The sequence below is a fragment of the Neokomagataea thailandica NBRC 106555 genome (genome assembly GCF_001598495.1).
Classification (GTDB): Bacteria; Pseudomonadota; Alphaproteobacteria; order Acetobacterales; family Acetobacteraceae; genus Gluconobacter; species Gluconobacter thailandicus_A.
This window is the reverse complement of the sequence record NZ_BCZB01000014.1, coordinates 33,356-57,207: the sequence shown is the minus strand read 5'-3', so window position 1 is coordinate 57,207 and position 23,852 is coordinate 33,356. Positions and strand designations below refer to the sequence as shown.

Annotated in this window: 21 protein-coding genes; 9 read left to right on the top strand and 12 right to left on the bottom strand. The window is 53.3% G+C overall.

The annotated features are described in order from the left end of the window. Window positions 1-8 precede the first annotated feature (8 nt). On the bottom strand, window positions 9-431 hold the full coding sequence (locus NTH01S_RS11750; RefSeq protein ID WP_157070886.1) for a hypothetical protein: 423 nt from the start codon (window positions 429-431) through the stop codon (window positions 9-11). 107 nt (window positions 432-538) lie between these two features. On the opposite strand from NTH01S_RS11750, the gene NTH01S_RS06160 reads away from it, so the two are divergent. Continuing rightward, entirely contained in the window at window positions 539-2,932 is a 2,394-nt protein-coding gene (locus tag NTH01S_RS06160; protein WP_068171085.1) for a heavy metal translocating P-type ATPase, read from the top strand. Here NTH01S_RS06160 and NTH01S_RS06155 read toward each other — a convergent pair. Then, window positions 2,883-3,605 carry an RBBP9/YdeN family alpha/beta hydrolase gene (locus tag NTH01S_RS06155; RefSeq protein ID WP_084367061.1) on the bottom strand — a complete coding sequence of 241 codons (723 nt, stop codon included), beginning with the start codon at window positions 3,603-3,605 and terminating at the stop codon, window positions 2,883-2,885. The two genes, NTH01S_RS06160 and NTH01S_RS06155, sit on opposite strands and share 50 nt — an antisense overlap. A 93-nt stretch (window positions 3,606-3,698) precedes the next feature. Then, window positions 3,699-4,712, bottom strand: coding sequence for a cysteine synthase A (gene cysK, locus NTH01S_RS06150; RefSeq protein WP_068171079.1), 1,014 nt, complete (start codon window positions 4,710-4,712; stop codon window positions 3,699-3,701). A 291-nt stretch (window positions 4,713-5,003) separates the two neighbouring features. Between cysK and NTH01S_RS06145 the strand changes: the two genes are divergently transcribed. The 3 genes from NTH01S_RS06145 to NTH01S_RS06135 all read left to right on the top strand — a co-directional run bounded on the left by NTH01S_RS06145 (window position 5,004) and on the right by NTH01S_RS06135 (window position 6,553). After that, on the top strand, window positions 5,004-5,198 hold the full coding sequence (locus NTH01S_RS06145) for a hypothetical protein (protein WP_068171077.1): 195 nt from the start codon (window positions 5,004-5,006) through the stop codon (window positions 5,196-5,198). Between the two features lie 73 nt (window positions 5,199-5,271). Then, window positions 5,272-5,790: a Fur family transcriptional regulator gene (locus tag NTH01S_RS06140; protein ID WP_068171074.1), complete on the top strand. Its 519-nt coding sequence runs from the start codon at window positions 5,272-5,274 to the stop codon at window positions 5,788-5,790. A gap of 181 nt (window positions 5,791-5,971) precedes the next feature. Next, complete coding sequence (locus NTH01S_RS06135) at window positions 5,972-6,553, top strand: glycine zipper family protein (protein WP_245642223.1); 582 nt, start codon at window positions 5,972-5,974, stop codon at window positions 6,551-6,553. Between the two features lie 78 nt (window positions 6,554-6,631). On the opposite strand, the gene NTH01S_RS06130 is transcribed toward NTH01S_RS06135, so the two are convergent. The 3 genes from NTH01S_RS06130 to NTH01S_RS06120 form a co-directional block, all read right to left on the bottom strand. Beyond that, a complete protein-coding gene (locus tag NTH01S_RS06130) occupies window positions 6,632-7,765 on the bottom strand; it encodes a hypothetical protein (protein WP_157070885.1) in 1,134 nt (377 codons plus the stop codon). A 71-nt stretch (window positions 7,766-7,836) separates the two neighbouring features. Next, entirely contained in the window at window positions 7,837-8,175 is a 339-nt protein-coding gene (locus tag NTH01S_RS06125; protein WP_068171068.1) for a DUF4282 domain-containing protein, read from the bottom strand. A gap of 29 nt (window positions 8,176-8,204) precedes the next feature. Then, window positions 8,205-9,752, bottom strand: coding sequence for a DUF4852 domain-containing protein (locus NTH01S_RS06120; RefSeq protein WP_157070884.1), 1,548 nt, complete (start codon window positions 9,750-9,752; stop codon window positions 8,205-8,207). A 244-nt stretch (window positions 9,753-9,996) separates the two neighbouring features. Here NTH01S_RS06120 and NTH01S_RS06115 point away from each other — a divergent pair, with 244 nt between their 5' ends. The 3 genes from NTH01S_RS06115 (at window position 9,997) to NTH01S_RS06105 (ending at window position 12,999) form a co-directional block, all read left to right on the top strand. Continuing rightward, on the top strand, window positions 9,997-11,082 hold the full coding sequence (locus NTH01S_RS06115) for an asparaginase (RefSeq protein ID WP_370664306.1): 1,086 nt from the start codon (window positions 9,997-9,999) through the stop codon (window positions 11,080-11,082). Then, window positions 11,079-12,503: a sugar porter family MFS transporter gene (locus tag NTH01S_RS06110; RefSeq protein WP_068171061.1), complete on the top strand. Its 1,425-nt coding sequence runs from the start codon at window positions 11,079-11,081 to the stop codon at window positions 12,501-12,503. The genes NTH01S_RS06115 and NTH01S_RS06110 overlap by 4 nt, the downstream gene beginning before the upstream one ends. Window positions 12,504-12,567: 64 nt before the next feature. Then, the gene (locus NTH01S_RS06105) at window positions 12,568-12,999 is read left to right on the top strand and encodes a hypothetical protein (RefSeq protein ID WP_157070883.1); all 432 of its coding nucleotides are present in this window, start codon (window positions 12,568-12,570) and stop codon (window positions 12,997-12,999) included. A 210-nt stretch (window positions 13,000-13,209) separates the two neighbouring features. Here the strand turns inward: NTH01S_RS06105 and NTH01S_RS06100 are convergent, their stop codons facing one another. The 5 genes from NTH01S_RS06100 to NTH01S_RS06080 all read right to left on the bottom strand — a co-directional run bounded on the left by NTH01S_RS06100 (window position 13,210) and on the right by NTH01S_RS06080 (window position 18,869). Next, window positions 13,210-13,911, bottom strand: a complete 702-nt coding sequence (locus NTH01S_RS06100; protein WP_084367059.1) for an RluA family pseudouridine synthase — start codon at window positions 13,909-13,911, stop codon at window positions 13,210-13,212. Continuing rightward, complete coding sequence (locus tag NTH01S_RS06095; RefSeq protein WP_068171055.1) at window positions 13,901-16,636, bottom strand: DNA translocase FtsK; 2,736 nt, start codon at window positions 16,634-16,636, stop codon at window positions 13,901-13,903. Before NTH01S_RS06095 ends, NTH01S_RS06100 begins: the two co-directional genes overlap by 11 nt. Window positions 16,637-16,758: 122 nt before the next feature. Continuing rightward, the gene (gene rsmD, locus NTH01S_RS06090) at window positions 16,759-17,391 is read right to left on the bottom strand and encodes a 16S rRNA (guanine(966)-N(2))-methyltransferase RsmD (protein ID WP_068171052.1); all 633 of its coding nucleotides are present in this window, start codon (window positions 17,389-17,391) and stop codon (window positions 16,759-16,761) included. 3 nt (window positions 17,392-17,394) lie between these two features. Then, window positions 17,395-18,177 (bottom strand): pseudouridine synthase, encoded by a 783-nt coding sequence (locus NTH01S_RS06085; RefSeq protein ID WP_068171049.1) that lies wholly within the window; start codon window positions 18,175-18,177, stop codon window positions 17,395-17,397. Further along, window positions 18,174-18,869, bottom strand: a complete 696-nt coding sequence (locus NTH01S_RS06080; protein WP_068171045.1) for a gamma-glutamyl-gamma-aminobutyrate hydrolase family protein — start codon at window positions 18,867-18,869, stop codon at window positions 18,174-18,176. Before NTH01S_RS06080 ends, NTH01S_RS06085 begins: the two co-directional genes overlap by 4 nt. 99 nt (window positions 18,870-18,968) lie before the next feature. On the opposite strand from NTH01S_RS06080, the gene NTH01S_RS06075 reads away from it, so the two are divergent. Further along, window positions 18,969-19,466, top strand: a complete 498-nt coding sequence (locus NTH01S_RS06075; protein ID WP_370664305.1) for a nucleoside deaminase — start codon at window positions 18,969-18,971, stop codon at window positions 19,464-19,466. Window positions 19,467-19,613: 147 nt separating this feature from the next. Continuing rightward, the gene (locus NTH01S_RS06070; RefSeq protein ID WP_068171042.1) at window positions 19,614-21,152 is read left to right on the top strand and encodes a Do family serine endopeptidase; all 1,539 of its coding nucleotides are present in this window, start codon (window positions 19,614-19,616) and stop codon (window positions 21,150-21,152) included. Window positions 21,153-21,274: 122 nt separating this feature from the next. Here NTH01S_RS06070 and NTH01S_RS06065 read toward each other — a convergent pair whose 3' ends face one another. Continuing rightward, a complete protein-coding gene (locus NTH01S_RS06065; RefSeq protein ID WP_068171040.1) occupies window positions 21,275-23,626 on the bottom strand; it encodes a TonB-dependent receptor in 2,352 nt (783 codons plus the stop codon). Window positions 23,627-23,852: the final 226 nt, after the last annotated feature.

Here is a 23,852-nt window from a genome sequence, read left to right as displayed (position 1 = left end):
GCGTATTTTCAGACGGTTTGTGGGCGCGGTGGGGGGAGGTCTGGCCGGGCTGGGCTGCCGGGCGGGACGGTGTGTAGTGAGGTGGGGCTTTGCCGGTAGGTGAGGAAAGGCCCGGTGATGCGGGCTGTCACGGGCAGAAATGCCGTGTTGGTGTCACAGGCTATGTGAGCGCAGTTGCCGCAATGTCCCTTGGGTGTGTGTGGTGTTTCTGCATGTAAGGACACTGGCGGTGGGGCATGAGTGGTGCAGCACTCTCGCACGCTGTCCATGGCGTGCATGGTGGCCATGGCTGGTGCTGTGGCGTGATGCATCATGTGCGGTGCAGCGCGGCTTGGCGTTATGGCCAGCAACAACACTGCCTGAAGCAAGCAGAGGAACAGTCGGAGCCGTTCAGGTATTGTGCTGAAACGCAGCATAATGCGGGGCATCATCCATAAAGTTGCATAAGGAAACGCAATTCGACTTGCGAATGATTCTTATCGTACCAATAATTACACGGTAATGAAATTTGCGTGGTAATGGAAGAGGAGAGTGTCGTATGTCGGGAACTGTGCAGGCGGAGAAGCATTCCGCTACGTTGCCGATTACGGGCATGAGCTGCGTTGCCTGTGCGACACGGATTGAAAAACTCCTAAACCGTATAGAGGGCATTCAAGCAACGGTTAGTTTTGCGGGTCAGCGTGCTCTGGTGGTGTCTGACGTTCCCGATGGTATGGCGCAGGCTGTGGCAGCCGTGCGTAAGGCGGGGTTTGATGTGCCGTTGCAGGATGTGGATTACGCGCTCACGGGAATGAGCTGCTCGGCGTGTGCTGCGCGTATAGAGAAGGTTTTGAACCGCCATGAGGGGGTTGAGGCGGTTGTGAATTTCGCGTCTGAGCGCGTGCATATTCGTTTTACGCCGGGTTTATCGTCTCCGGAGCATTTGAAAGCAGCAATCGAGAAAGCCGGGTTTGGGGCTATGACGCTCGGTGCAGGGGAAGAGCGTGCTGCGGGGGCGGTGCGTGATGATGAGTGGCAGAGGGAGTTACGGCGCTTTGGTATCATGAGCGTGCTAGCGCTGCCGCTTATTGTGTCCATGTTGGTAATGCTGGTGACGGGGCGCATGGTTGTGCCGGTTATGGCGCAGTTGGTGAGTGCTGTGCTGGTGATCGGCTGTGCGTTTCCGGTGTTTCGGCGGGCGTATCAGGCATTACGTGCGGCGGCACCGAATATGGATGTTTTGGTGGCGCTGGGGTCTGGTGTAGCGCTGATTTACAGTGTGGCTGTCGTGGTTTTGGGCTTACATACTCCGGTTTATTTTGAAGCCAGTGGGATGATTTTAGTCCTGATTTCGCTTGGTAAGCTTCTGGAGTTCCGGGCGAAGCAACGTACATCGGCGGGGTTGGAGAGTTTGTTAAAGCTTCAGCCGAGTGTTGCGCATGTGGAGCGCGATGGGGTGGTGGTCGATTGTGCTGTGGCCGATTTGAGTGTGGGAGATGTGTTTACGGTACGACCGGGGGAGAGTGTTCCCGTTGATGGTGTTGTCCGAGATGGCGCGTCAGATGTGGATGAAGCGCTGCTGACGGGAGAAAGTGTGCCGGTGCGTAAGGCTGAAGGTGCTGCTGTGAGTGCGGGCACCGTCAATGGGCATGGTGTGTTGCGGGTGCGGGCAACGGGTGTTGGTGCTGATACGGCGTTGGCTCGTATTGTCACGATGGTGGAGCAGGCGCAGGGATCACGCGCACCGGTGCAGAGGATTGCGGATCGGGTTTCGGCGGTATTTGTACCGGTGGTTCTGAGCTTGGCTGTGGTGACGTTATTGGTGAATGGCCTGATAACGCAGAGCTGGGTATCGGGCTTGATTGCGGCGGTATCGGTTTTGGTGATTGCTTGCCCGTGTGCTTTGGGTTTGGCGACCCCTGCGGCCATCATGGTAGGAACGGGCCGTGGGGCGCATCATGGGATTGTGTTTCGTTCTGCTGAGGCTTTGGAACAGGCTGGGCGTTTGACACATATTGTTTTTGATAAGACTGGGACGCTGACGGAAGGGCACCCTGATGTGGTTGGGGTGTATCCTGCGGCGGGTGTGACACATGATCGCTTATTGGCGGTGGCGTCTTCGTTGGAGCAAGGCTCTGAACATCCGTTGGCTCGGGCTATTGTGGCTGCTGCGACCGGTGTTTCCCATGATAACGTGCAGGAGTTTCAGGCCGTTCCGGGGCGTGGCGTGCAGGGTATTCTGCGTGGGGAGCAGGCTGTTTTAGGTACGGAAACATTTTTGAAGGAGAGCGGGTGTGTTTTAGGGGCGGAGATGCCCGGTTTTGATGTGCGTTTAGAAGAGGCACGAGGCCGTACGGTCGTTTTGGTGGCGCATGGTGGCGTTATACTCGGCGCGATTGCGCTGTCTGATACGGTGCGGGCTGATGCGGCGCAGGCATTGGCTGCGTTGAAGGCGCGTGGTGTGCGCTTGAGTATGTTGACGGGGGATAATGAGCGTGTTGCGGCGCTTGTTGGTCACGCTTTGGGCGTGGATGATATTCGGGCCGGTGTATTGCCAGAGCATAAAGCGTTGATTCTGGAGGCGTATAAAGCGGATGGCGGGCGTGTTGGTATGGTGGGGGATGGGGTGAATGATGCCCCTGCTTTGGCTACGGCAGATGTCGGGTTTGCTTTGGGGGCTGGATCTGCTGTAGCGGGAGAGACGGCAGGCGTAGTGTTGATGCGGAACACGCTGTGCTCTGTGGTGGATGCGATGGCGTTGTCACAAGCGACGTTGCGCAAGATACGTCAAAATCTTTTCTTTGCCTTTGTGTATAATATGTTGGGTATTCCACTGGCTGCTTTCGGGTTTTTGAGCCCGGTTTTAGCAGCAATGGCAATGGCGCTGAGTTCAGTGTCCGTGATTACGAATGCGTTGTTGTTAAATCGTTGGCGCCCGATGTGGAGTGAGTGAGGCGTGTTTGGGCGAATGTAAATAAGGCCTGAGCGCCTTCTTCCCAGAGGCCGAGGGGCTCATTCGATCCGATATGGCCACGTGGGCCGATACATCTGAGGTTAGCCTTCCAGAGTGCTGCGAGTGTTTGTGCGCGGTCACGATGAAGCCAAGGGTCATTTTCACTCGCGATGATGGTTGTTGGTGTGTTGAGAGGCGCATTGGGTAAGGGGGCGAAGGCACGAATACGGTCGCTCTCGGGTGTTTGGGCCTGTTCGGCATCGGCCGGAGCAACGAGAAAAGCACCCGCGACTGGGGTGGCAGCTTTTTGTGTTTGGTTTTGGTGCAGCCAACGGGCGCAGAGAATGGCTCCCAAGCTATGACCAATGAGGAGAATGGGTTTATCCGCCCGCTCGGGGGCGTTGATGGCACGTGACAAGGATTGGTCCCATGCTGCGGGGGCTGGGTTATTCCAATCATGTTGTGTTAGGCGATCAAGAGCGAAGGCATGGGACCATTCACTTTGCCAGTGTAAGGGGCCTGAGCCAAACAGGCCGGGGACCAGCAAGAGGTGAAAGCGTTGTTTCAGGGCGATGAATTCTTGACGCAATGCTGTGCGCCCATGAAGTTCCAAGGATGGCGCTGGGGCAGAAAGAGGGGGAAGCCCCTTCTGTGGTGTAGCGATTCTTCTCATGGCTTTTCGCCTTCCAATTAACCACGAAACAAATAGAGGTTAATTGGAAACAACGAAAAATGAAAGTTTTATTTCTCAGCTTTCCGTGAAGTCTTAGGATAAGCCATCAAAAAGTGGGGTAGACAGGTAGCGCTCAGCGAAAGAGGGCGCGATGACGACGATGGTCTTGCCTCGGTTCGTCGGTTGTTTGGCGAGTTCGAGGCCTGCATGGAGGGCAGCACCTGAAGAAATGCCAATGGGAATGCCTTCGACTGCAGCGCAAAGGCGTGCCGTTGCTAAGGAATCATGCTCTGACACTTCGATTATGCTGTCCATGGCACGAAGATCGAGGGTATCTGGCTGAAATCCCGGGCCAATGCCTTGAATACCGTGTGGGCCGGGTTCATCGCCGTGGAGAACTGCGCTTTCGCGGGGCTCGACGCCGTGAATTTTAATGGATTTTTTGTGCTTTCGGAGGCCGTGTGCGATGCCTGAAGCGGTGCCGCCTGTACCGAGTCCTGCGATCACGATATCGACATTGCCTTGTGTATCTGTCCAGATTTCTTGTGCGGTGGTGATTTCGTGGACGGAGGGGTTTGCGTCATTTTCGAACTGCGCGGGCATCCATGCGTCAGGCAGGGTTTCGAGTAATTCGTGGGCACGGTTAATGGCGCCTGCCATGCCTTCTTGGGCTGAGGTGAGTTCTGTTTCCCCACCGATGAGGCGAATCATTTTCCGGCGTTCGGTTGAGGCGTTTTCTGGCATAGTCACGATGAGGCGATAGCCAAGGGCTACGGCGGCGAAAGCGAGAGAGATGCCTGTATTGCCGGAGGTCGGCTCGACCAAGATGGTGCGCCCTGGTGTGATAAGGCCGCGCTCTTCTGCATCACGCAGCATTGCAACGCCGATACGGTCTTTGACAGAGCCGAGTGGGTTGAAGAACTCTAGCTTGATTAAGAGGCGGGCATGCAAGCTCTCTCGATCTGTTAACCGTGGGAGCGCAACGAGCGGGGTGCCGCCGACAGTCTCTAGGAATGAGTTATAAACGCGGCCACGAGGTGCAGCGTAACACTCAAACGGAGCAGGAGGGGCGAGCGGGGCGGTGGGTGAAGGAGCCTTTTTCTTCATGGTGTAATGATAGCATAAAAAACGATGTAGAGGGCAGAAGAATGATGGAAATGAAAAATAACTATATAAAAAAGTAATTACAAATAAAAACCATGCTTTTTAATATAATTGTTGACTCACCTTTTGTGGTGCGTATTATGTTGAGTGTTATCTCTTCATACAAAGGTGCAGATCGTGATGATCCGAATGTGTAGGCGATGTTTGAGCGGTGCGATGCCGAAGAGAAATTTTAGTTTTTTATAATTGCCCGGTGAGAATGATGGCCGGGCGTGATGACGGAATGATACGATCATGCTTGGTTCAACAATTATCGAAAATAATGGTGTTTTTCTTGGGGTGGCTATCCTCATGAGCCAATCAGGGCTACGTCGTTTTTATGCGGCACATGATAGTGTGCGTGCGTTGCATAATGAAACAGTGGATGATTTGGCTACGCTACAAAAGCGGGTTTTACCACTGGCCCGCCGAGGGGCAGCACAGGCGTAATTGAGGCGTCGCACTTAGACGCGGTGCGAACATTTTGTAGCCTGATGCTGGAGAATATCATAAAAACCGTTCCATGGTGGATTCGATATATTCTTCAGTTTCAGGTCTTGGCTTTACGCGTGCCGTTGATGAGCAATTGGAGCGCGCGGTACAGCGTTGCCGTTCTCGTGGTGCGCGTTTAACGGATACACGCCGTTTAGTTCTGGGACTGATTTTGTCTGCCGAGCGTCCAACTGGGGCGTATGATATATTAGCGCAGCTTCGTCCTGTGCAGCCCAATGCGGCTCCGCCGACTGTGTATCGTGCCTTAGACTTCCTGTTGGAGCAGGGGCTTATTCATAAGCTGGAGCGTTTGGCGGCGTTTGTAGGGTGTACGCACGCGATGCTGTGTGATGATGGATGTCATCATCATGACGCTTGGGGGGTGCATCGTGCGCAGTTTCTGATTTGCCATAGCTGCGGCAAGGCATGGGAATTGGAGCAAGAGAAAATTGTTCCTGTTTTAATGGATGCAGCACAGCAAGTAGGGTTTGCGGCAGAAACAGCAACAATTGAAATTGAAGGCGTTTGTGCTCAGTGCAGTGCGGTATGAAGTGAAATTAATAAGGTTCTTTGGGCGACGGGAACGTAATTTTACAGTTTTAGTGTGAGGTTCCCCTCTGATGAAGGGGGGTGCTAAAGGGGTAAAGTAGAATATACGAAAAGCGTTTAATATGTTTTTTTTAAAAGACCGCTATGGTTATAATGCCATATGACTTTATGGAGATTCGTAGATGCTTAATCGTACATGCGTAACGGCTGTGACATTATGTTTAGCTCTGGCTGGTTGTGCCGAAACTCCTATGGGGCCGACAGTACAAGTGTATCCTGCACCGGGTAAAAATTATCAAACCTTCTTGCAGGAGCAGCAATTCTGTAAGACGCAGGCAGAAAGTGCGGTTGCGGGGCAGGCATCACACGAAAATCAACGTGCCCTTCTGGGAGCGGTTGCAACGACGGCTTTGGGTACGGGGTTGGGTGCTGCTCTTGGTGGCGGTGCTGGTGCTGGTATTGGTGCGGCTTCTGGTGCATTGGGGTCAGGTTTGGGTGGCGGGATATACTCGCGTGACCAGCAGGGTGGTATTCAAACGCAGTATAATAATGCTTTCGCGCAATGCATGCTGACCTATCATAATATCCTGCCGGGCTATAATACGCCTGTAAGACCACAAAGCGTGACGATTATTACACGGGAGCATGAGACGTACCGTACATCAGCGCCGCGTCATGGTCTGTCTAAGACGACAACGGATAAAACTGCCGTGACGACGGCAGCGCCAGCGTCATCCGGAACGGCACCGATTAATTTAGACTGAAGATATTATACGGTCTGTAATGATAAAAAAGGCGGCCTTAGAATGGCCGCCTTTTTTGTGGTGATTTTCAGTAAAGAATTAATCTGTAGAGATGTCGGCGTGTATGGCCTGAAAGAATTGATTAGGTGATTCAAAGAGTTCCTGAAATTCAGGGTTGGGAGTGGGAACCCCAAATATTGTGCGTATCAGTGGGATGCCACTGTCCATGTTGCTCTTAATGTTGAGGCGGCCACCGTTTTGTTCCCACCGACCTAAGGGTGTATCGGGCGTATTCGAAGTATCCGTTATTGGGAGCGGGGTATCAGGAACGGCTTTGAGGCGTTTGGTAATATCGCTCGTGTCAATGTTGATTGTGATATTTGACAGTTCGGCGTTCTGCATTTGGTTGAAGAAACGCATAACTTGCAGGGGGGCTTGCATGTTTATGAGTGTAGGCACCGTTTCTAGGACATCATCCGGAACGCCGGAGAAAGATGCATTGAAGTTCCAAGAGAAGCCGTGTTTTAGTTCACCATGGGTTTCGAGGCTGAAATGCCCATTATGGAGGTGATATGACGCGCTCATATCACCCGTGAGTGAGGTGTATCCAAGGGCGAGCAAGGAGGCTCTGTCTCGTGGTGCTATGATAGGACATGATGTCGCTGTCGTGAGGGAGCACTCAATGCCTGAAGCAGCGATCTGTATGTTTGCCGGGAGGGTGCTGCCTATATCTGCGTGTGTAATGGAGAGGCGTGAAATCCCGACTTTGTCATGTGTTGGGGTGAGGATCGTGACGTCGTGCAACGTGACGTGCCCCCATGGAGACGCTGATACAGAAGCATATTGAAGACGGGATGATAATCCGTTTTGCACTAAGAAGCTGTGTATTTTTTGATCCGCGATTCGACTTGCCTCATGTGAGACACCCCAATAGGCGATCACTCCGATAGCCAGAATTGCTGCGGCGCCAATTTTAAAGGTTTTTCCATACCGTTCTAGGAATTCACGTCGCTTTTCAGGGTTGGAAAGCGTTTTTTGTGCCCCTTGCGCGGCTGTGCTGCCCTGTTGGTAAATATGGGTGGCGATGTTGTTGAGTTGCGCGCCTTTTTCTCTCCCCAAATCGGCCAAGCGGCTGGTTTGTTCAGCCCAATCAATATCGGGCTGTGTAGAGCTGGAGGGTGCAGAGTGTGATTTGTGTGATGTGCTGTCAGTGACCTCTGAGGGTATAAGCAAGGAAGAACAGGGAGAGCCTTTAGCAAGGGGAGACGTGTTTTTTTTGGGATGCTCTGTCATCGCTTTGGGCCTTAGTCACCAGATGGTGTGATATGATCGCGGTGGTGTTCACGCTGCCATGCAAGTTCGTCACGGATCATGAAAATGACGAGCGTGAGTTCGCTGGAAATACGTGTGAGGATAACACCGATAATAGTCACTAGCGTGCCACTGATGAGGCCAAGGAAGACGCCAAGAAGTGCAGCGAGGATGGTTGAACGGCCAGTGGCTTCTGCGCCGCCGATCATGGCGGTGATGACGGAGGCGAAGGTGACGAGGCCACTCAAGCAGCAGAAAATAACGCCGACATAGAACAGAAACTTAATAAACTTTGGTGTGATGAGTGTATCGAAGGTTAAAAGTGCACGCATGATGTTTATGTCCTTATAAATAGAATGGTTTATTGAGAGGATACATGGTTATTTTGCAAATACTCACAGAGGGCTTGCACGTTCGCTGCATCTTCACAGGTGGAAGATGTGCATGTGTGCAGGTTGGTCACTGTCATTTCAGCCGGTGGAAATGTGTCTTTTGAAGAGACGCTGACAGTACCATGCACGATATACCATGTATCGTTCTTGAGAGCTTCATGCCCTTTGGGGAGCGTGAGGTTCAAGTGTCCCGGCCATGCGGTGGACACGTGTTGTGTGCCACTGTCATCTGTATGGACGAGTAAAATAGCGGGTACGGGTTGTTGGTTGCGTAAGGCATTCGCTCTTACGTTGCGCATGGTATCGAGTGCGGGAAGAGAAAAGCCATTACTCTGCGTGACCCATGCGGCTAATTTTTGGGATTTTGACGCGTATTGTAAGGAGTTTGTGAGGCGCTCTAGTTTTTCGGCGCGTTCTGCTGCGGCAGCGTGAGCGGCTTCGGAGGCTTTTTCTTCTACTTGCTTTTGCAAAATAGCAGCAATCGCAGAGTGGTTGACCTCTGATAAAAGCGCCGTTTTTTGGTCATCACGATAAAATTTTACGTCATCCAAAGGGGCATCAAGGGTGGGGTCTTGGTTGTTATTGAGTGTGGTGAGGTCTTGAGGGTTAATGGTGAAAGTAAACGTAGTCACGACATCACGGTTTACATATCCATAATGCGTACGGCTTTTGATGAATTGGGCGGCATCTTCGGCAGAAATGGGGGCTTGTAGGGTCAGGGGAGTCTGGGAAAAATTGAGTGAGATGCTGTTGGGGAGTGAGGTATTGTAGGTCGAGCAGGTGGGGCGGAGTGTTAAATGTGTTCCGTTAAGCTCTACGGGAAAGGATTGGGTATTAAAATTATACTCTCCGAATGTCGTGCTGAGAGTAATGCTGATGTGCCCTTGGGGCATGTTGGATGCTGTGTTCGCGAGTGAAGCGCGGGCCGTATTTAAAAGGCCATGCAGGCGGAATTCATCTTCATGCGTGTCGTTCCACTCGTGCCGGAAGAAGATATAAGCCCAGCATTTTTGAGCGTTCTGATCATCAAGTAAGGCTGGGTTTGCGCGTGCCATAAGCGCGAGAACGGCCATATACCCTTCGGGAACGGGTGTGTAAGGGGGCGAGGCGAGGGGTTGCGTCGGCGTAGGCGGTGTGCTCGCCGTTGGTGTTGGTGTTGGTGTTGGTGTTGGTGTTGGTGTTGGTGTTGGTGTTGGTGTTGGTGTTGGTGTTGGTTGGGGGGAGCTGTCAGAAAGGGTGAATTGCCAGCCCGTGGCACTGGTTGCGTTGAGATGTCGTGGGATTGTGCCGTTTTGAACAACGGCAATATCAATGGTCTGGACGTCGTGACAGTTTGGGTCTGCTGCGAGGCGACGCCCTAATTTTTGCGCGAGGGTTAATTGCTGCTCTGGGCTGCTGATGTCACGGCTGTCGGGTGTAATTAGCATGGTGAGGTGTAATGTCGAAACACGACAACGTGTTGTTGGGTCTATATAATTAATGTCGATATTATGTTGAGCCGAATGCGCAAATGTCATGTCGTCTGCCGCAGCAGGAAATGCGCTTAGGCAGTAAATACTGGATCCAATAAGGCTAAAAACAAGAAATTTATTAATTTTTTTGTAAAAGCGATGTGACATTAATAACCCCGCATCAGTGCAAATATCATAATTTTCTTATCTAATTTTTATATGGTTTCATATTGTATGAAGCAATCATTATTTTTCCAAATAGAGAGATTTAAGTGGAGGTGGTATTCTGTCTGGGTATTGAAACTGTGCTATGGGCGCAGTTCAGTACGAATGTGCAGCAGGGTATAAGGTGATGGTGATGGAGAGTGTCGGTCTTCTTGCGGAAGTAACGCGCGGTAACCGCGTTGAATCCCAGCATTTTGGTCGTGCTGTTGTGGTGGACGCGCATGGTCAGGTGGTGTGGTCCTGTGGTGACCATGATGCTGTGACGTATCCACGTTCTACGGTGAAAGCTCTTTTAGGCTTGGAACTGGTGGAGAGTGGCGCTGCGGAGCGTTTACAATTGTCTGATGCGGAGTTGGCTCTGACCTGTGCGTCTCATGGTGGTGAGGCGGCGCATGCGGAGGTTGCTTTACGCCTTTTGCAGCGCGTTGGGCGCGGGGTGGAGGCGTTAGAATGTGGAGCGCATTGGCCGACTTATGAACCTGCGGGGCGTGCATTGGCTCAAGCGGGGCAGCAGGCTTGCCCACTGCATAATAACTGTTCTGGTAAGCATGCGGGGTTGATCTGTCTGGCGTGTGATTCGGGGGTAGATCCAGAGGGGTATATTGAGCCCGACCATCAGATCCAAAAACGGGTGACGCGTGTTTTGGAAGAGGTGACAGGTGCTGCGCATCGTGAAGAAGAGCGCGGAACAGATGGATGCTCTATGCCGACTTATGCGATCCCGTTACGGGCTTTGGCGCATGGTTTTGCTCGTTTTGGAAGTGGCGTCGGTTTAACGGCAGATCGGGCGCGTGCGGCGAAGGTTCTGCGGGAGGCTGTCGCAAAAGAGCCTTTCATGGTCGCGGGAACGGGACGGTATGATACTGCGTTGATGAAGGAACTCGGCTTGGGGGCGTTTATCAAAATGGGGGCAGAAGGCGTCATGGTTGCGGCTTTGCCTGATGAAGGCCTCGGAATCGCGATTAAGATCAATGATGGTGCTAATCGGGCTGCTGAAGTGGCCATGTCTGCGTTAATGGCACGTTTTGGTGGTTCAGCTTTGCTGGGTAAGGCCGCTTCTAGTGGTGTGTTAGAGCAGACGGCGCATCAGTCTTTGCGGAATTGGCAAGGGCGAGATGTCGGTATCATTCGGGCAGCGTCAATTTTACGGAGGAGTGATAGTTCAAAATGACAGAACAAACTGAGACGACCCCTATCAGTCCGGTGACGGATGAGGATGCGTCCTTATTTGATGCAACGCGCTTTAAAATTATTGCCATTGGCGTGATTGCGGCTTTGGCAGGGCTTATGTCTGGCCTAGACATCGGCGTTGTCGCTGGGGCTTTGGATTTGTTCGGGAAAGAGTATCACGCCTCGACCATTGCTCTGGAATGGGTGGTGAGTGCGATGATGGCGGGGGCGGCTGTCGGCGCGTTGAGTGCGGGTCGTATGTCTCATAGCTTAGGTCGTAAGCGCTCTTTGATCTTGGGGGCTGCGATTTTTGTGGGGGGTACAGTTGGCTGTGCGGTGTCATGGTCTGTGCCGTCTATGATTGTTTTTCGCGTGATTATGGGCGTTGCTGTCGGTATTTCAGCCTTCACGGCACCTTTGTACTTGTCTGAAATTGCGAGTGAAGAATCGCGCGGTGCGATGGTGTCGACCTACCAGCTAATGGTGACGGTTGGGATCTTCATTGCTTTTTTGTCCGATACGTATTTTTCATATTCTGGGAGCTGGCGTTGGATGTTCGGTGTGGCTGGTATTCCGGCTATACTCTTTCTGGTCGGCGTGTTGTTTCTGCCGTATAGCCCACGTTGGTTGGTGATGCAGGGGCGGCATAAAGAAGCACGGCAAATTCTTTTGGATTTGCGGAATGATCCGTTGGAAGCGTCTAAAGAGATCCGCGCTATTCGTGAGCAGCTTGAAACGAAGCAGGAGGGGTTCAAGCTTTTTCGGACGAACCCAAATTTTCGCCGTTCGGTCGCTCTAGGGGTAATGTTGCAGGCGATGCAGCAACTCGCAGGCATTAACATCGTGATGTATTATGCGCCAAACATTTTGGCGGCTGCGCATTTTGATCAGCATGCACAAATGTGGTGCACGGCGATTATCGGTTTGGTCAATATGTTAGCCACGTTTGTTGCTGTGGGGCTTGTTGATCGCTGGGGCCGTAAGCCTATTTTGTATTGTGGTTTCTCGGTGATGGCTGTGGGTATGGCTGTGCTGGCTGTGCTGCTGAGTGGCGGGATGCATACGCAGTCCTCACAGATTGCGGCTGTTTTCTTGCTGATGATTTTCTGTGCTGGGTTTGCGATGTCCGCAGGGCCGTTGATGTGGGTTCTATGTTCTGAAATTCAGCCTCTTGGCGGGCGTGATTTTGGTATTGCCGTGTCCACCTTCACAAATTGGATGACCAACCTTGTCGTTGGTGTGAGCTTTCTTTCCCTTATGGAAACTTTTGGAACGGCTGGCACGTTTTGGCTCTTTGCCGGCCTTAACGCGTTGTTCCTCTTGCTGACTATTCTTTTTGTTCCTGAAACCAAGGGGATGTCACTGCATAGGATTGAAGATCGTTTGATGAAGGGAGTTAAGCTTCGTCGCCTTGGACGTTGAGCGCCGGATATGGAGTGCAGTGCATGCTGCACTCCGATGACGGTCTTTGTCGGAGGACATTCAGGTGAAATGGATTAATGCGCTTCTGGATCGTTTAGGTTCGTTATTGAATGCATACAGAAATCAGTGTGTTTATTTACTTTATTATTTATTTTTATTGAGATTTTTGACATTATTTACATCTGTAATTGTTTTTTTTATAGCCCTTATTTTAAAGAGGAGGGCTGTTGATTCTGCTTTGTTTCATATCGAGCGCTTGTTGAATTTTTTTTATATTGATGTGATTATTTCTTGCACGACCCTAGGGGTTTTTGGGTTGTGTTATTATATTGCTCCGCCAAGTGAGCCGGGTATGTGGGAATTGGTGTATATTCTGCCCGTAGGTCTTTTCTTGGCGTGGAATGTTGTGCTTTTAGTCTCACTGGTGAATGGTATCTGCGCGTTTTCAGCGCGGCCCTCGGAGAGGCCGGCGAGCATGCGTACAGTACGTCTCTGATCTCATCGGGGATATGTCCTAAGGTGGTGTTAGCGGGTTTCGGCTTGTGCTGCCACATGATCTGAGCACCTTGAACAATGTGGTGTTATTGCGATCTTCAGGCGGAAGAGGCATGCGCTTGCAGTGGATTTTGAGCATAAGAGCTGGTCGTATCTTCGGTGAGGTGGTCACCTAGTGATCCGCACGAGATCTGGTATCGTGGCAGGTGTTTCACGCGTGAAGCGTATGATCAAAAATGGCTAAAAAGTGCTCAGGCAGGGGAGCTTGTGCAGTTAAATTTTCCTCTGGAAGGGTGACAGTGAGGCCGCGCGCGAGAAGGTGGAGGCCATGTGAGTGCTGCTGGCCATAGACGTTGTCTCCGAGGATGGGGGTGCCAAGGATGGCGCAGTGAATACGCGCTTGGTGGGTGCGTCCTGTTTTTAGGTCAAGCTCCAGAAGGCTTTTGCCGTCTTTATGTGTGAGCACGCGCCAATGTGTTTCAGCATGATCTCCCTCGGGGTCACTGATCATGCGCCAGCCTGTTGGTGTTGTATGTTTTTTGAGGGGTACTGTGAGGGTGCCTTCTTCGTTGGGAGGGCGTCCGTTGACAATGGCCCAGTAGGTTTTGTGTACATGGCGTTGTGTGAAGGCATTTTGGGCCGCGATAAGCGCAGTTTTCCGCCGTGCGATCAAGAGGCAGCCTGATGTATCTCGGTCAAGCCGATGGACGAGCCACGGCCCCCCGCGAGGATGCGGGACGAGGCGGGTTTCAACGCTATCTGGTGTGCGGGGGCCGGGATGTACGGCAAGGCCACTGGGTTTGTTGATGATCAGGTAGTGTGGACTGGTGTAGAGAAGAGGGAGGTCTTGTCCTGCCCGGAAGAGGGCAGGGCTTTTCTTGATGCCTGTTAAGGAAGGGGGTTTAGTCTTCATCAGTTTGGCGGCGGACTAGAATTTCGCGCTTCCCGACGTGGTTTGCGGGACCGATGATGCCTTCTTTTTCCATTTGTTCAATCAGCTTGGCAGCGCGGTTATAGCCGATTGAAAGATGGCGCTGGATGAAGCTTGTGGAGGCGCGGCCTTCACGTGTAACGATCTCAACAGCTTGGTCGAAGAGGTTATTCTCACCATCACCGCCACTGGACGCACCACTGCTTGCGCGTGGGGCTTCTTCTTCCTCTCCAGAGACGACGTCATCATTATAGATTGGATCGCCCTTGGTACGGAGATCGGCCACGACGGCTTCAACTTCATCATCAGCGACGAAGGGGCCATGGACACGGGTGATGCGGCCGCCGCCTTGCATGAAGAGCATATCGCCTTGTCCCAGCAGTTGTTCAGCGCCTTGTTCTTGTAGAATGGTACGACTGTCGAACTTACTGATGACTTGGAAAGAGATACGGGTTGGGAAGTTGGCCTTAATCGTGCCGGTAATGACGTCAACTGACGGGCGTTGTGTGGCCATGATGACGTGGATACCGGCAGCACGGGCTTTTTGAGCAAGGCGCTGTACAGCAGTTTCAATTTCCTTGCCTGCGACCATCATGAGGTCTGCCATTTCGTCAATAACAACCACGATATAGGGGAGGTTTTCGAGCGGGACTTGCTGTTCGTCAAAGACGGGTTTGCCGGTTTCAGGGTCAAAGCCGGTTTGGACGCGGCGTGTGACCATTTCGCCGGTGCCGCGGAGTTGTGCAACGCGGTCGTTGTAGCCCCCGATATTACGCACTTGTAGATGCGCCATAAGGCGGTAACGGCGGTCCATTTCCTGCACGGTCCATTTGAGCGCACTAACGGCTTTTGTGGGTTCTGTTACGACGGGCGTGAGGAGATGCGGGATGCCGTCATAAATCGACAATTCGAGGATCTTGGGGTCAATCATGATCAGGCGGCACTCTTCCGGGCTAAGGCGGTAGAGGAGTGACAAGATCATAGCGTTCACGCCGACGGATTTACCAGAACCTGTCGTACCAGCCACCAGAAGGTGCGGCATTTTTGCGAGGTCTGTATAAATCGGTGCGCCGGAAATGTCTTTGCCGAGAGCGATTTTGAGGCGGCCTGGTGCGTTCTCCCATTCGGCTGAACGGAGGAGCTCTGAGAAATAGACGGTTTGGCGCTTCGCATTTGGCACTTCGATGCCAATGACGTTACGGCCGGGGACGGTGGCGATACGCACGCTCAAGACGGAGAGAGAGCGTGCGATATCATCGGCCAAGCCAATGACGCGTGATGAACGAATACCCGGCGCAGGTGTGAGTTCGTATAGTGTAACGACGGGGCCTGCGTGGATGTCACCAATCTCACCTTGGACGCCGTAATCAGACAACACGCCTTCGAGCATGCGGGCTTTGCGTTGTAGATCTTCGTCTGACGGGGCGTTGTTGGCGGCATGTGGAGGTGGTGGGTTTAGGAGTGCCATGGGGGGGTGTTCCCAGCCGCTAGACACGGGCGTGCGGGTGGTTGCGGCGGCTGGCGTGGGTGATGGTGCTTGGGTCTGATGTTGTGGTGTCACAGGTGCAGGGCGCTCTGGGCGTAGGCGTTCCAGAAAGCTGCGCTTAGGCTGTGTGGTAGGGGAGGGGGCACCAAGTGGGGTTGGGGGTGCTTCATCTTCTCCCTCATCAATGGGAGAGCGGGTCTCTGGAGGTGTTGCGCGGTGCCGTTCAATTTCTGCCAAGCGTTCAGCGTAACGGTTGGCGGGTGCTTCCACGATAATGGGTTCTGAGGGCGGTTGATGTGTGGCTTCGGGCGTGGGGGGGAGGTCATGTGGTGTGGTGTCTGCTGGTGGGTGCATCCAGCCTGTATTCTGCGGCACGAAGGGTTCTGGGGCGTTGACGGGCGCTGCGCGGTTGAGATTACGCTTTAAGAATGACAGGGGGGCTGTGTTGGGGGCTGGTGTTGAGCCGTCAGCATTTTTGCGTGTGGGGGTATTGGGTGAGTTATAATACTCATAATCACGCGGATTAGGGGGGGCGGGTGTTGTGTCCGGCGCTGTATGTTCTCCGCTTATGCGGCGTGCGAGGAGGATGGGTTGACGTGCGAGGGTGAGAATACCGTTGCCGAGGGCGCGCCATTCACGCCATTGAAGGCCCATGGCGAGGGGTAGTAGCATGCCCATCAGTAAGAACACTAAGAAGAGTGCGATGGTGCTACCGGCGCTGCCGGCTTCTGCACGGGCGGCATCGAGTAAATGTGTTGCACAGGAGTGCCCGAGTTCTCCGCCGAGGCGCGATTCTGTTGGCCATGGGATGTCGAGACCGGGAATGAGTTCGGCTAAGGTACCGATAAAGGCGGCACCTGCAGGGAGAAGGGCAAGAGCGGCAAAAATACGGATGACGGCCATGCCAAGGTGGTGGTGGCGGACCATGCGCCATGCCCATGCCAGCAGTACGATAATCGGGAGACCACTGCCAAGGCCGAACCATTGGATCAGAGCGTCCGAAATGGTGGCGCCAGTTCGGCCCAAAAGATTGGTTGGGCTTGTGCCGGTGGATGTGTTGAAAGATGGATCGAGTGGATTAAAGCTCCACAGTGCCAGTGCAATGCCGACGGCCAATATGAGGAATACGAGGCCTAGAAGCTCAAGTAAGCGGGCATTGACTGCAGTACGAAGGCCGGGTGGCATGGAGCGTTTGCGGGCTTCGTTCAGTGTTTCACGCATCGCGTTGGTCGATCGGCTGAACACGGCCAAGTTTTTCACCCCGTCTTTTAGAATGTATCCGTCATCTGTACGGCCACACCGCTCATGATGAGCCTGTGTAGCCTCTGCATACAGAACGTATCTTAAGAAACAATGCTTGAATATTTCCAGATTGTCACTTTTGCAGCCCCAAAGCGACGTTCTGCCAAAATTTCAGGTTTGTTTGTCTCATCTGGCTCGGCATTTCCCTGCACTTTGGCCAAAATATTGTGTCGAGTTAATGGCGTAGGGGGAACGAAGTCCTCTTTCGCGCCGGTTTCGGCGACGATGAGTGCACCCTCAGCAAGCCAGCCGGTACGGCGCAGTGCGGCGATACCCGATTCGACTAAGTTTTTCCCGTAAGGAGGGTCAAGAAACACAAGGTCGTAGGGGCGTTCAGCGCGTGGAGGGTGCGTGGTGCTGCATGATAGGACGCGGCTGCGGTCCCGGAGTTGGAAGGCGGTTAGGTTTGCGCGGAGGGCATTGAGTGCGTTGCGGTCCCGCTCAATGAATGCAGCATGTTCAACGCCGCGTGATAGGGCTTCAATACCCAGTGCGCCCGTGCCAGCATAAGTGTCCAGGACGGTCGCGTTTTCGAGGGCTTCGCGGCCATACCATGGGGCATGAACCAGCATGTCAAAAATAGCCTGACGTGCACGGTCTGATGTGGGGCGTGTGGTGTTGCCTGAGGGCGCAATGAGTGCGCGCCCTTTGAGTGAGCCGCCGACAATCCGCATAGATTAGTGGCTCCCTTTTGAGGTGTGGAGTTCGGGGATTTGTTCACGCAGCGTTTTACCCGCAACTTCAGTCAGCTCACGCGCTTTTAATGAACCGAGCTGGAAGGGGCCGTAGGAAAGGCGGATCAGGCGGCTGACATGGAGGTTGAGACCGCGCATCACGTTACGAATTTCACGGTTTTTGCCCTCACGGAGGCTGACCGTGAGCCATGAATTATCGCCCTTACTGGAATCGAGTTCAGCTTCGATGGAGCCGTAGCGGATGCCTTCAAACTCAAAGCCATCGATCAGGGATGCAAGGCGCTTTTCGTCCACAACACCGAAGACACGTACGCGGTAGCGGCGGATCCACGCATTGCCGGGCAGTTCTAGGCGGCGGGCCAGTTCACCGTCATTGGTGAGGAGCAAAAGACCTTCCGAATTAATATCCAGACGCCCGACGCTAATGACGCGTGGTAGGCCGGGGGGCAGAGATTCGAAGACGGTCGGGCGGCCTTGTGGGTCTTTATGCGTGGTCATCAGGCCGTCTGGCTTGTGGTAACGCCACAGGCGGGTGCGGTCTGGGTGGTCAATGGGTTTGCCATCAACGATGACGATGTCGCCGCGCTGCACAAAGGTCGCGGGATGCTCAATGGTTTTTCCGCCAATGCGGATGCGGCGCTCGGTGATCATACGCTCAACATCACGGCGGCTGGCGACGCCGGCGCGGGCGAGATATTTGGCAATACGTTCGCCACGAGGTTCGTTAGTGTTTGAGTCGGTGTTTGGATTGGTGTCTTCGGTCATCGGCTTGCCTCCACGAGGGCCGCATACAAGCGTTGGTCCCCGGGGTCGAGAGAGAATTCAGGATGCCATTGTACACCAATGGCAAAACGGGCGTGTGTTAACTCGATTGCTTCAATAACACCATCAGGGGCATGGGCGGAAATGCGGGCTGTTCCGGCATGGTGTACTGCTTGATGATGGGCAGAGTTAACGTTCATCGTTGTGTTGCCAACGATGGATGCGAGGAGGGTATTTGGCACGAGCGTGACGGTATGTCCTGGCTCATGGCGTGGGTTAGGTTGTTCGTGTCCAGCCTCGGGCGGGAGGTGTTGAATGAGTGTGCCGCCAGCTTCAACGGCGAGAAGCTGCATGCCGCCGCAAATGCCGAGGATAGGGATGTCACGCTTGAGCGCTGCTTTGAGCAAGGCGTGTTCTGCACGTGTACGCTCAGGGCGCGGGCTTGTTTCGGGGGCTGGTGGTGCGTTGTAAAGCGCGGGATCCACATCGAACGCGCCGCCTGTGATGACGAGTGCGTCGAGGCGCTCCACCATCGCGTCTGCAGGGGCATCGTATCCGAGGCAGACGGGGAGTGCACCAGCATGGGAGAGGGCCGTTAGGTAGTTTTCACGGATGGCATGAAATGGATAGCGGGAAAAAGAGTTTTCGCCACCGCTTTCATGATCAAGTGTCAGGCCGATAAGGGGTCTGTGCATGGTGTTCTTTTGAACTGTTTGTGCCGGAATGTCTGTTCTTTTTTGTAAAAAATGCTCAAAAAATCATCGTGTCGTGATGTGTAGAAGGCTGGTGTGGGGATGAAAAGGGAGCGCTTGGACGTTGAGGGGGTAGTTTGCTCTGATGTTGGGGCCGTGATGGACCATGCTTTGGTGTATGCGCATGAAGCGGCTTTGGTTGGTGAAGTGCCAGTGGGGGCGGTGGTTTTGGGGCCAGATGGGACGGTTGTGGCCGTTGGGCGGAATGAAGTGGAAGCGTGCCATGATGCGTCTGCACATGCGGAGCTTTTGGCGATGCGCCGTGCGGCCCAGCGTTTGGGGACGCCGCGTTTATTGGGTTGTACGGTTGTGGTGACGTTAGAGCCATGTGCGATGTGTGCTGCGGCGATGGTGCATTTTCGGTGTGAGCGTGTGGTGTTTGGGGCTTATGATCCGAAAGGTGGTGGGGTGGAACATGGTGCGCGTGTGTTTGAGCGGCCGGGGTGTTTGCATGTGCCGGAAGTGATTGGTGGTGTGCGGGAGCGTGCTTCAGCGCAGATATTGCGCGATTTTTTTCGTCAATTACGTGCGAGGTCGTAATAGCTTACGGAGTTTTCACGCAGCGGCCAGCTTGCAGAATGGTGTGTGTCTTCATAACTGTAGGGAAGGATACGGCTGAGTGTCTGTAAGCGCTTTGTCGGCGGTTTACGACTTTCACTGTTATGTAAAAGGACAATCGGAACAGCTATGACCCAACGTTTCCGTTCTTCTCTTGCTGCTTTTGCTGTGAGCACGGCGCTTTTGGCCACGACGGCTATGGGTGGTGTGTCCAGTGCTTATGCGGATACAGGGGCCATTAAGCCGCAATCAACGGTGCAGGCGCTGCCGAATTTTGTGAACCTCGTAAAGGAAGTGAAGCCTGCTGTTGTGTCGATTACGGCGCATATCAAAGCAGATGTGGCTGAGCAGGAAGAGGGTGGCCCAATGGGGCAAGGTGGCGGCGGTGGCATGCAGGAAATGCCTTTCCCCTTCCCTTTTCCGTTCCAAATGATGCCTCAGCAGCAACAGCCAAACCGTACGGTTGAAGCGCGAGGGTCAGGGTTTATCATTTCCTCTGATGGTTATGTCGTGACGAATAACCATGTGGTGAATGGTGCGACGAAGGTAAGCGTAACGCTGGATGATGGCACCACGCTGCCTGCTAAGGTTATTGGGCGTGACCCTAAGACCGATGTGGCGTTGTTGCGCGTGAAGCCAACGGGCAAGTTGCCGTTCATTGAACTGGGTGACTCGGACGATGTTCAGCCGGGTGAATGGGTGATTGCTGTTGGGAACCCTTATGGGCTGGGCGGTACGGTGACGGCTGGTATCGTGTCGGCTCTGGGACGTGACCTGCATTCTGGTGCATATAACGACTTTATTCAGGTTGATGCGCCGATCAATCACGGGAACTCGGGTGGTCCGCTCTTTACGCAGGATGGAAAGGTTGTGGGGATTAACTCCATGATCATTTCACCGAATGGCGGCGGCTCGATTGGTATTGGCTTTGCTATTCCGTCCAACACGGTGAAGTCTGTGGTCGACCAGTTGGAAAAGACTGGTCATGTGATCCGTGGATATCTGGGTGTTGAAGGCCAAGACATTAGCCCGACGATGGCGCAAGCACTGAACTTGAAGCCTTCTGAGCCGGGCGCTCCGCCGCATGGTACGCTCGTGGCGTCGGTTATGAAGGGTAGCCCTGCGGAAAAGGCGGGCGTTAAGAGCGGTGATGTGATTTTGACGCTGAATGGCCATGATGTGAAGAATGGTCATGACTTGGCTGTGCGCGTTGTGGGTATTGTGCCGGGTGCGAAAGCGACGCTGGGTATTCTGCGTGATGGTAAGACGGTGGATGTGCCGTTTACGGTCGGTAATATGGCCGCGCAGGACCATGCGCATGGTGACAGTGAGTCTTCTGCATCAGAAGGGACGGGTAAACTTGGGGTTGCTCTGGCGGCATTGACGCCGCGTGCGCGCCAAGAGCTTGGGCTGGATGAAAGTGTGCAAGGCGCTGTGGTGGCGGACGTGACCCAAGGTTCACCCGCGGATCAGTCCGGTATTCGTCCGGGTGATATTATTGTAGCAGTTGGTAATCATGTGACGCCGACGCCGAAATCGGTTGTGGCGCAAGTGCATGATGCTCTGGGGCATAAGCAGCCGCCGCTGTTGCGTATTTTGCGTGATGGGCAGCAGTTGTTTGTTGCTGTGTCCCCCAATGGCAGTGGGGATGATGATTCTGGCGAATAAAACGCTGGTTTTAGAAACGTAGAAAGGGAAGCCTTGTGGCTTCCCTTTTTTTGTTGGGTTCTGATTCTAATTCGGCTTTGGTTCCTCGGGCCAGAGGGGGCCGAGGAAGGGGTATGAGGCGATTATTCAAACGTACCAGCAACGGTGACGATGGTGGCAAAGCCTGTGCCTACGCTGTAAGAGGGCTGTGATGCGGACAGGGTTTTGCCATTGACGCCGCGTGTTGCGTTGGCGGCACCTGAGAAGCCGTTGACTTGTGCCAGATAGTGGCTGTCCCCCACATTCATCATGCTGAGCATGGCTTTAGGATGAATGCGCCCGACTTGTGGCAAGTAGCGGCCCAAAGAGACGTCAGATGTGATGTAGGAGGGGATGGATTGGTCGTTCATGAGGGTGGAGTATTGTGAATCTGTGTAACGCAGGTTGAAGTTCCCGAAATTGGTGCCGTCATCATAGGTTAGGCCCAATGATCCGGTGAATTTCGGGGAGGCGACTTCCTGCTTGCCTTTTGAGGCGAGGTAATCCCCTTGATATGCGACGTTATTGCCGATCCGTGTATGCATAAACTGCCCGGCGGCATAGGCACTGATATGGTGCCATGGTGCGGTGGAGAGTTCGGCTTGGATGCCTTGAGCGCTTTCACCGCCGGCGTCAATCGGCTGGGAGACCATGATGCTGGAATTGGGCAGGTAGGAGGCGCTGGTGATCTGGTGGTGGGTTAGATTGTAATTAAAGAGCGCGAGGTTGAACATGACGGGGCCATAATGGCGGAAGCCGATTTCTTCTCCGATCATGTATTCTGGGCGGAAGTTTTGGAGAGGGACAGAGACTGGGACTGGGGTTGTGAAGGTGTAGACCGGCACTTGTGCTTGGAAGGATGATGGAGCGCGGTAGCCAGTGGTGCCATTGATATAGACTTGGTTTTGGTCGTTGATTTGATAGCTGATCAGGACCTGCGGGGTGGGTACGAAGATATTTTTGACGGATTTGATATTGGCCGCGCCCGGTAGGTCTTGGCTGAAGCTTCGTGAGATCATGTTTGTCCGCAGGCCAGCGTCAATCGTCAGGCGATTATTGAGCAGCTTAATTTGATCTTCGAGGCCGATGGCGTTGAGTTGTTGGAAGCCATTAATGTTGTATTGGCTTACGGAGATGTCGTTAAACGCGGTTAGGTAGCCGTTATTTTTGGTGTACTGACCGGTGGCATCGACGGGGTAGTGGTTCTGGTATTCTGTATGAACGGCGTATGAGTACCAGTATGAGAGTTTCAATGTGTTGTTGTTATGATGCCATGCGCCGACAAGATTAAGCCCGCTGGAGGTTTGGACCCATGGGTGAATACTAATGGCGGTGACGGTGCCACTTTGTGCGGAATATCCGTTCAGTGTGGCGTATTTCTGGGTGCCAACATAGCCGTTTGCGATGGGGATATTGGCGCCGTAATTGTTCGGGCCGAAGGTTTCAATGGCGTATGGTTCTGCATCAAGGCTGAGGCCTGAGCCGAAGTCAAAATGGTTTTTGAGGGCGCCGACAACAGCGTTGGTCGCTTTCGTGTTGAGTTTATAGAAGAAGGTATCACCCTTCGTATATGTGGCGTGGGTGGTGTAGCTGGTGCCGTAGGTGCGCCATTGTGCCAGAGTTGGGTACACCCATTCGGTTTGGTTGGCCTGGTTATAGCTGAAAATCAGCTCTGAGCTGCTGGCGGGTGTCCAATGTTTTTCAACGGCGGAATCAATGTGCCAGCGGTCCATTTGGCCGGGGCCGCGCCAGAGATTAGCGCTGGAATAGGAGCCAGAGGCAAAGGCGCGGAAGCCGCTATTATGAATATCCCCGGTATCAAAGCGGATAAATTCTTTGTTGGTGCTGTGTGTGCCGCCTGAGGCTTCGGCATAAACGGCCATTTTGTCCGATGGGTGGCGCAGGGACATGCTCATTTCTGCGCCGTCCGCATTGTAGGTTGGTGCGGTGAGGTCTGAGGAGCCTTGGCTTACGGAGACGGAGCCGAGGTTTTCGTTATCGACCATGGCGGAGGTGTAGGCGCCGTATGAGAAGGGGTCAGCCAAAGGGACACCTTCATAGACGAGGCCAATCTGCGTTTGGTCTAGGCCACGAATATGAATGCCTTCAGAGGAGGTGCTGAGGGGGCCTTCATTGGTTGTTTGGACGCCGGGTAAGCTGGAGACGAGTGTGCCCGGTGAAACGGTGGGGGATTGTTTGGAAATATATTCTTGGGTGACGGCGCTAATGGATTTGGGTTCTGTCTGACGGACCATCATGCCCCCGCCGAGAACGTGGCGGTGGCCGCGCACGCTGTAATTATCAGCCTGTGTGCTGTTCATGTCATGTGGAGCACTGTGTTGTGTTGGCTTTTTCACGGTATTTTTTGTGTTTGGTGCGGCGTGCAATGTGACGACGGGGAGAAGGGCGGAGGCACAGAGCAGAAATGATGTATATTTTATTGTACGGCGGGTCATGAAGTGGTCTTTCTGAAATGATGTGTCTTGCGCTGTTGTGTCAGCGAGACGTCACGATAAGGACGAATTAAATGGGGCTTTAGTATTAAGGAGAATGTATTTCAAAAGATGTTTTTATTAACATAATATGACACATATGCGATGATGGCTTAAATGTTTCATATTATTTTTATTGTTTTATTATTGGTTTAGATATTTTTATGCGCCCTAATTTCAAAATTAGGTT

Excerpts from the sequence above, each read along its gene's own strand:
- NTH01S_RS06125 (WP_068171068.1), bottom strand. The coding sequence starts at position 8,175 with ATGCGTGCACTTTTAACCTTCGATACACTCATCACACCAAAGTTTATT.
- NTH01S_RS06155 (WP_084367061.1), bottom strand. The coding sequence starts at position 3,605 with ATGAGAAGAATCGCTACACCACAGAAGGGGCTTCCCCCTCTTTCTGCC.
- NTH01S_RS06135 (WP_245642223.1), top strand. The coding sequence starts at position 5,972 with ATGCTTAATCGTACATGCGTAACGGCTGTGACATTATGTTTAGCTCTG.
- NTH01S_RS06145 (WP_068171077.1), top strand. The coding sequence starts at position 5,004 with ATGCTTGGTTCAACAATTATCGAAAATAATGGTGTTTTTCTTGGGGTG.
- cysK (WP_068171079.1), bottom strand. The coding sequence starts at position 4,712 with ATGAAGAAAAAGGCTCCTTCACCCACCGCCCCGCTCGCCCCTCCTGCT.
- NTH01S_RS06085 (WP_068171049.1), bottom strand. The coding sequence starts at position 18,177 with ATGACCGAAGACACCAATCCAAACACCGACTCAAACACTAACGAACCT.
- NTH01S_RS06075 (WP_370664305.1), top strand. The coding sequence starts at position 18,969 with ATGAAAAGGGAGCGCTTGGACGTTGAGGGGGTAGTTTGCTCTGATGTT.
- NTH01S_RS06070 (WP_068171042.1), top strand. The coding sequence starts at position 19,614 with ATGACCCAACGTTTCCGTTCTTCTCTTGCTGCTTTTGCTGTGAGCACG.
- NTH01S_RS06120 (WP_157070884.1), bottom strand. The coding sequence starts at position 9,752 with ATGACATTTGCGCATTCGGCTCAACATAATATCGACATTAATTATATA.
- NTH01S_RS06115 (WP_370664306.1), top strand. The coding sequence starts at position 9,997 with ATGGGCGCAGTTCAGTACGAATGTGCAGCAGGGTATAAGGTGATGGTG.
- NTH01S_RS06110 (WP_068171061.1), top strand. The coding sequence starts at position 11,079 with ATGACAGAACAAACTGAGACGACCCCTATCAGTCCGGTGACGGATGAG.
- NTH01S_RS06100 (WP_084367059.1), bottom strand. The coding sequence starts at position 13,911 with ATGAAGACTAAACCCCCTTCCTTAACAGGCATCAAGAAAAGCCCTGCC.
- NTH01S_RS06140 (WP_068171074.1), top strand. The coding sequence starts at position 5,272 with ATGGTGGATTCGATATATTCTTCAGTTTCAGGTCTTGGCTTTACGCGT.
- NTH01S_RS06160 (WP_068171085.1), top strand. The coding sequence starts at position 539 with ATGTCGGGAACTGTGCAGGCGGAGAAGCATTCCGCTACGTTGCCGATT.
- NTH01S_RS06080 (WP_068171045.1), bottom strand. The coding sequence starts at position 18,869 with ATGCACAGACCCCTTATCGGCCTGACACTTGATCATGAAAGCGGTGGC.
- NTH01S_RS06095 (WP_068171055.1), bottom strand. The coding sequence starts at position 16,636 with ATGCGTGAAACACTGAACGAAGCCCGCAAACGCTCCATGCCACCCGGC.
- rsmD (WP_068171052.1), bottom strand. The coding sequence starts at position 17,391 with ATGCGGATTGTCGGCGGCTCACTCAAAGGGCGCGCACTCATTGCGCCC.
- NTH01S_RS11750 (WP_157070886.1), bottom strand. The coding sequence starts at position 431 with ATGATGCCCCGCATTATGCTGCGTTTCAGCACAATACCTGAACGGCTC.
- NTH01S_RS06065 (WP_068171040.1), bottom strand. The coding sequence starts at position 23,626 with ATGACCCGCCGTACAATAAAATATACATCATTTCTGCTCTGTGCCTCC.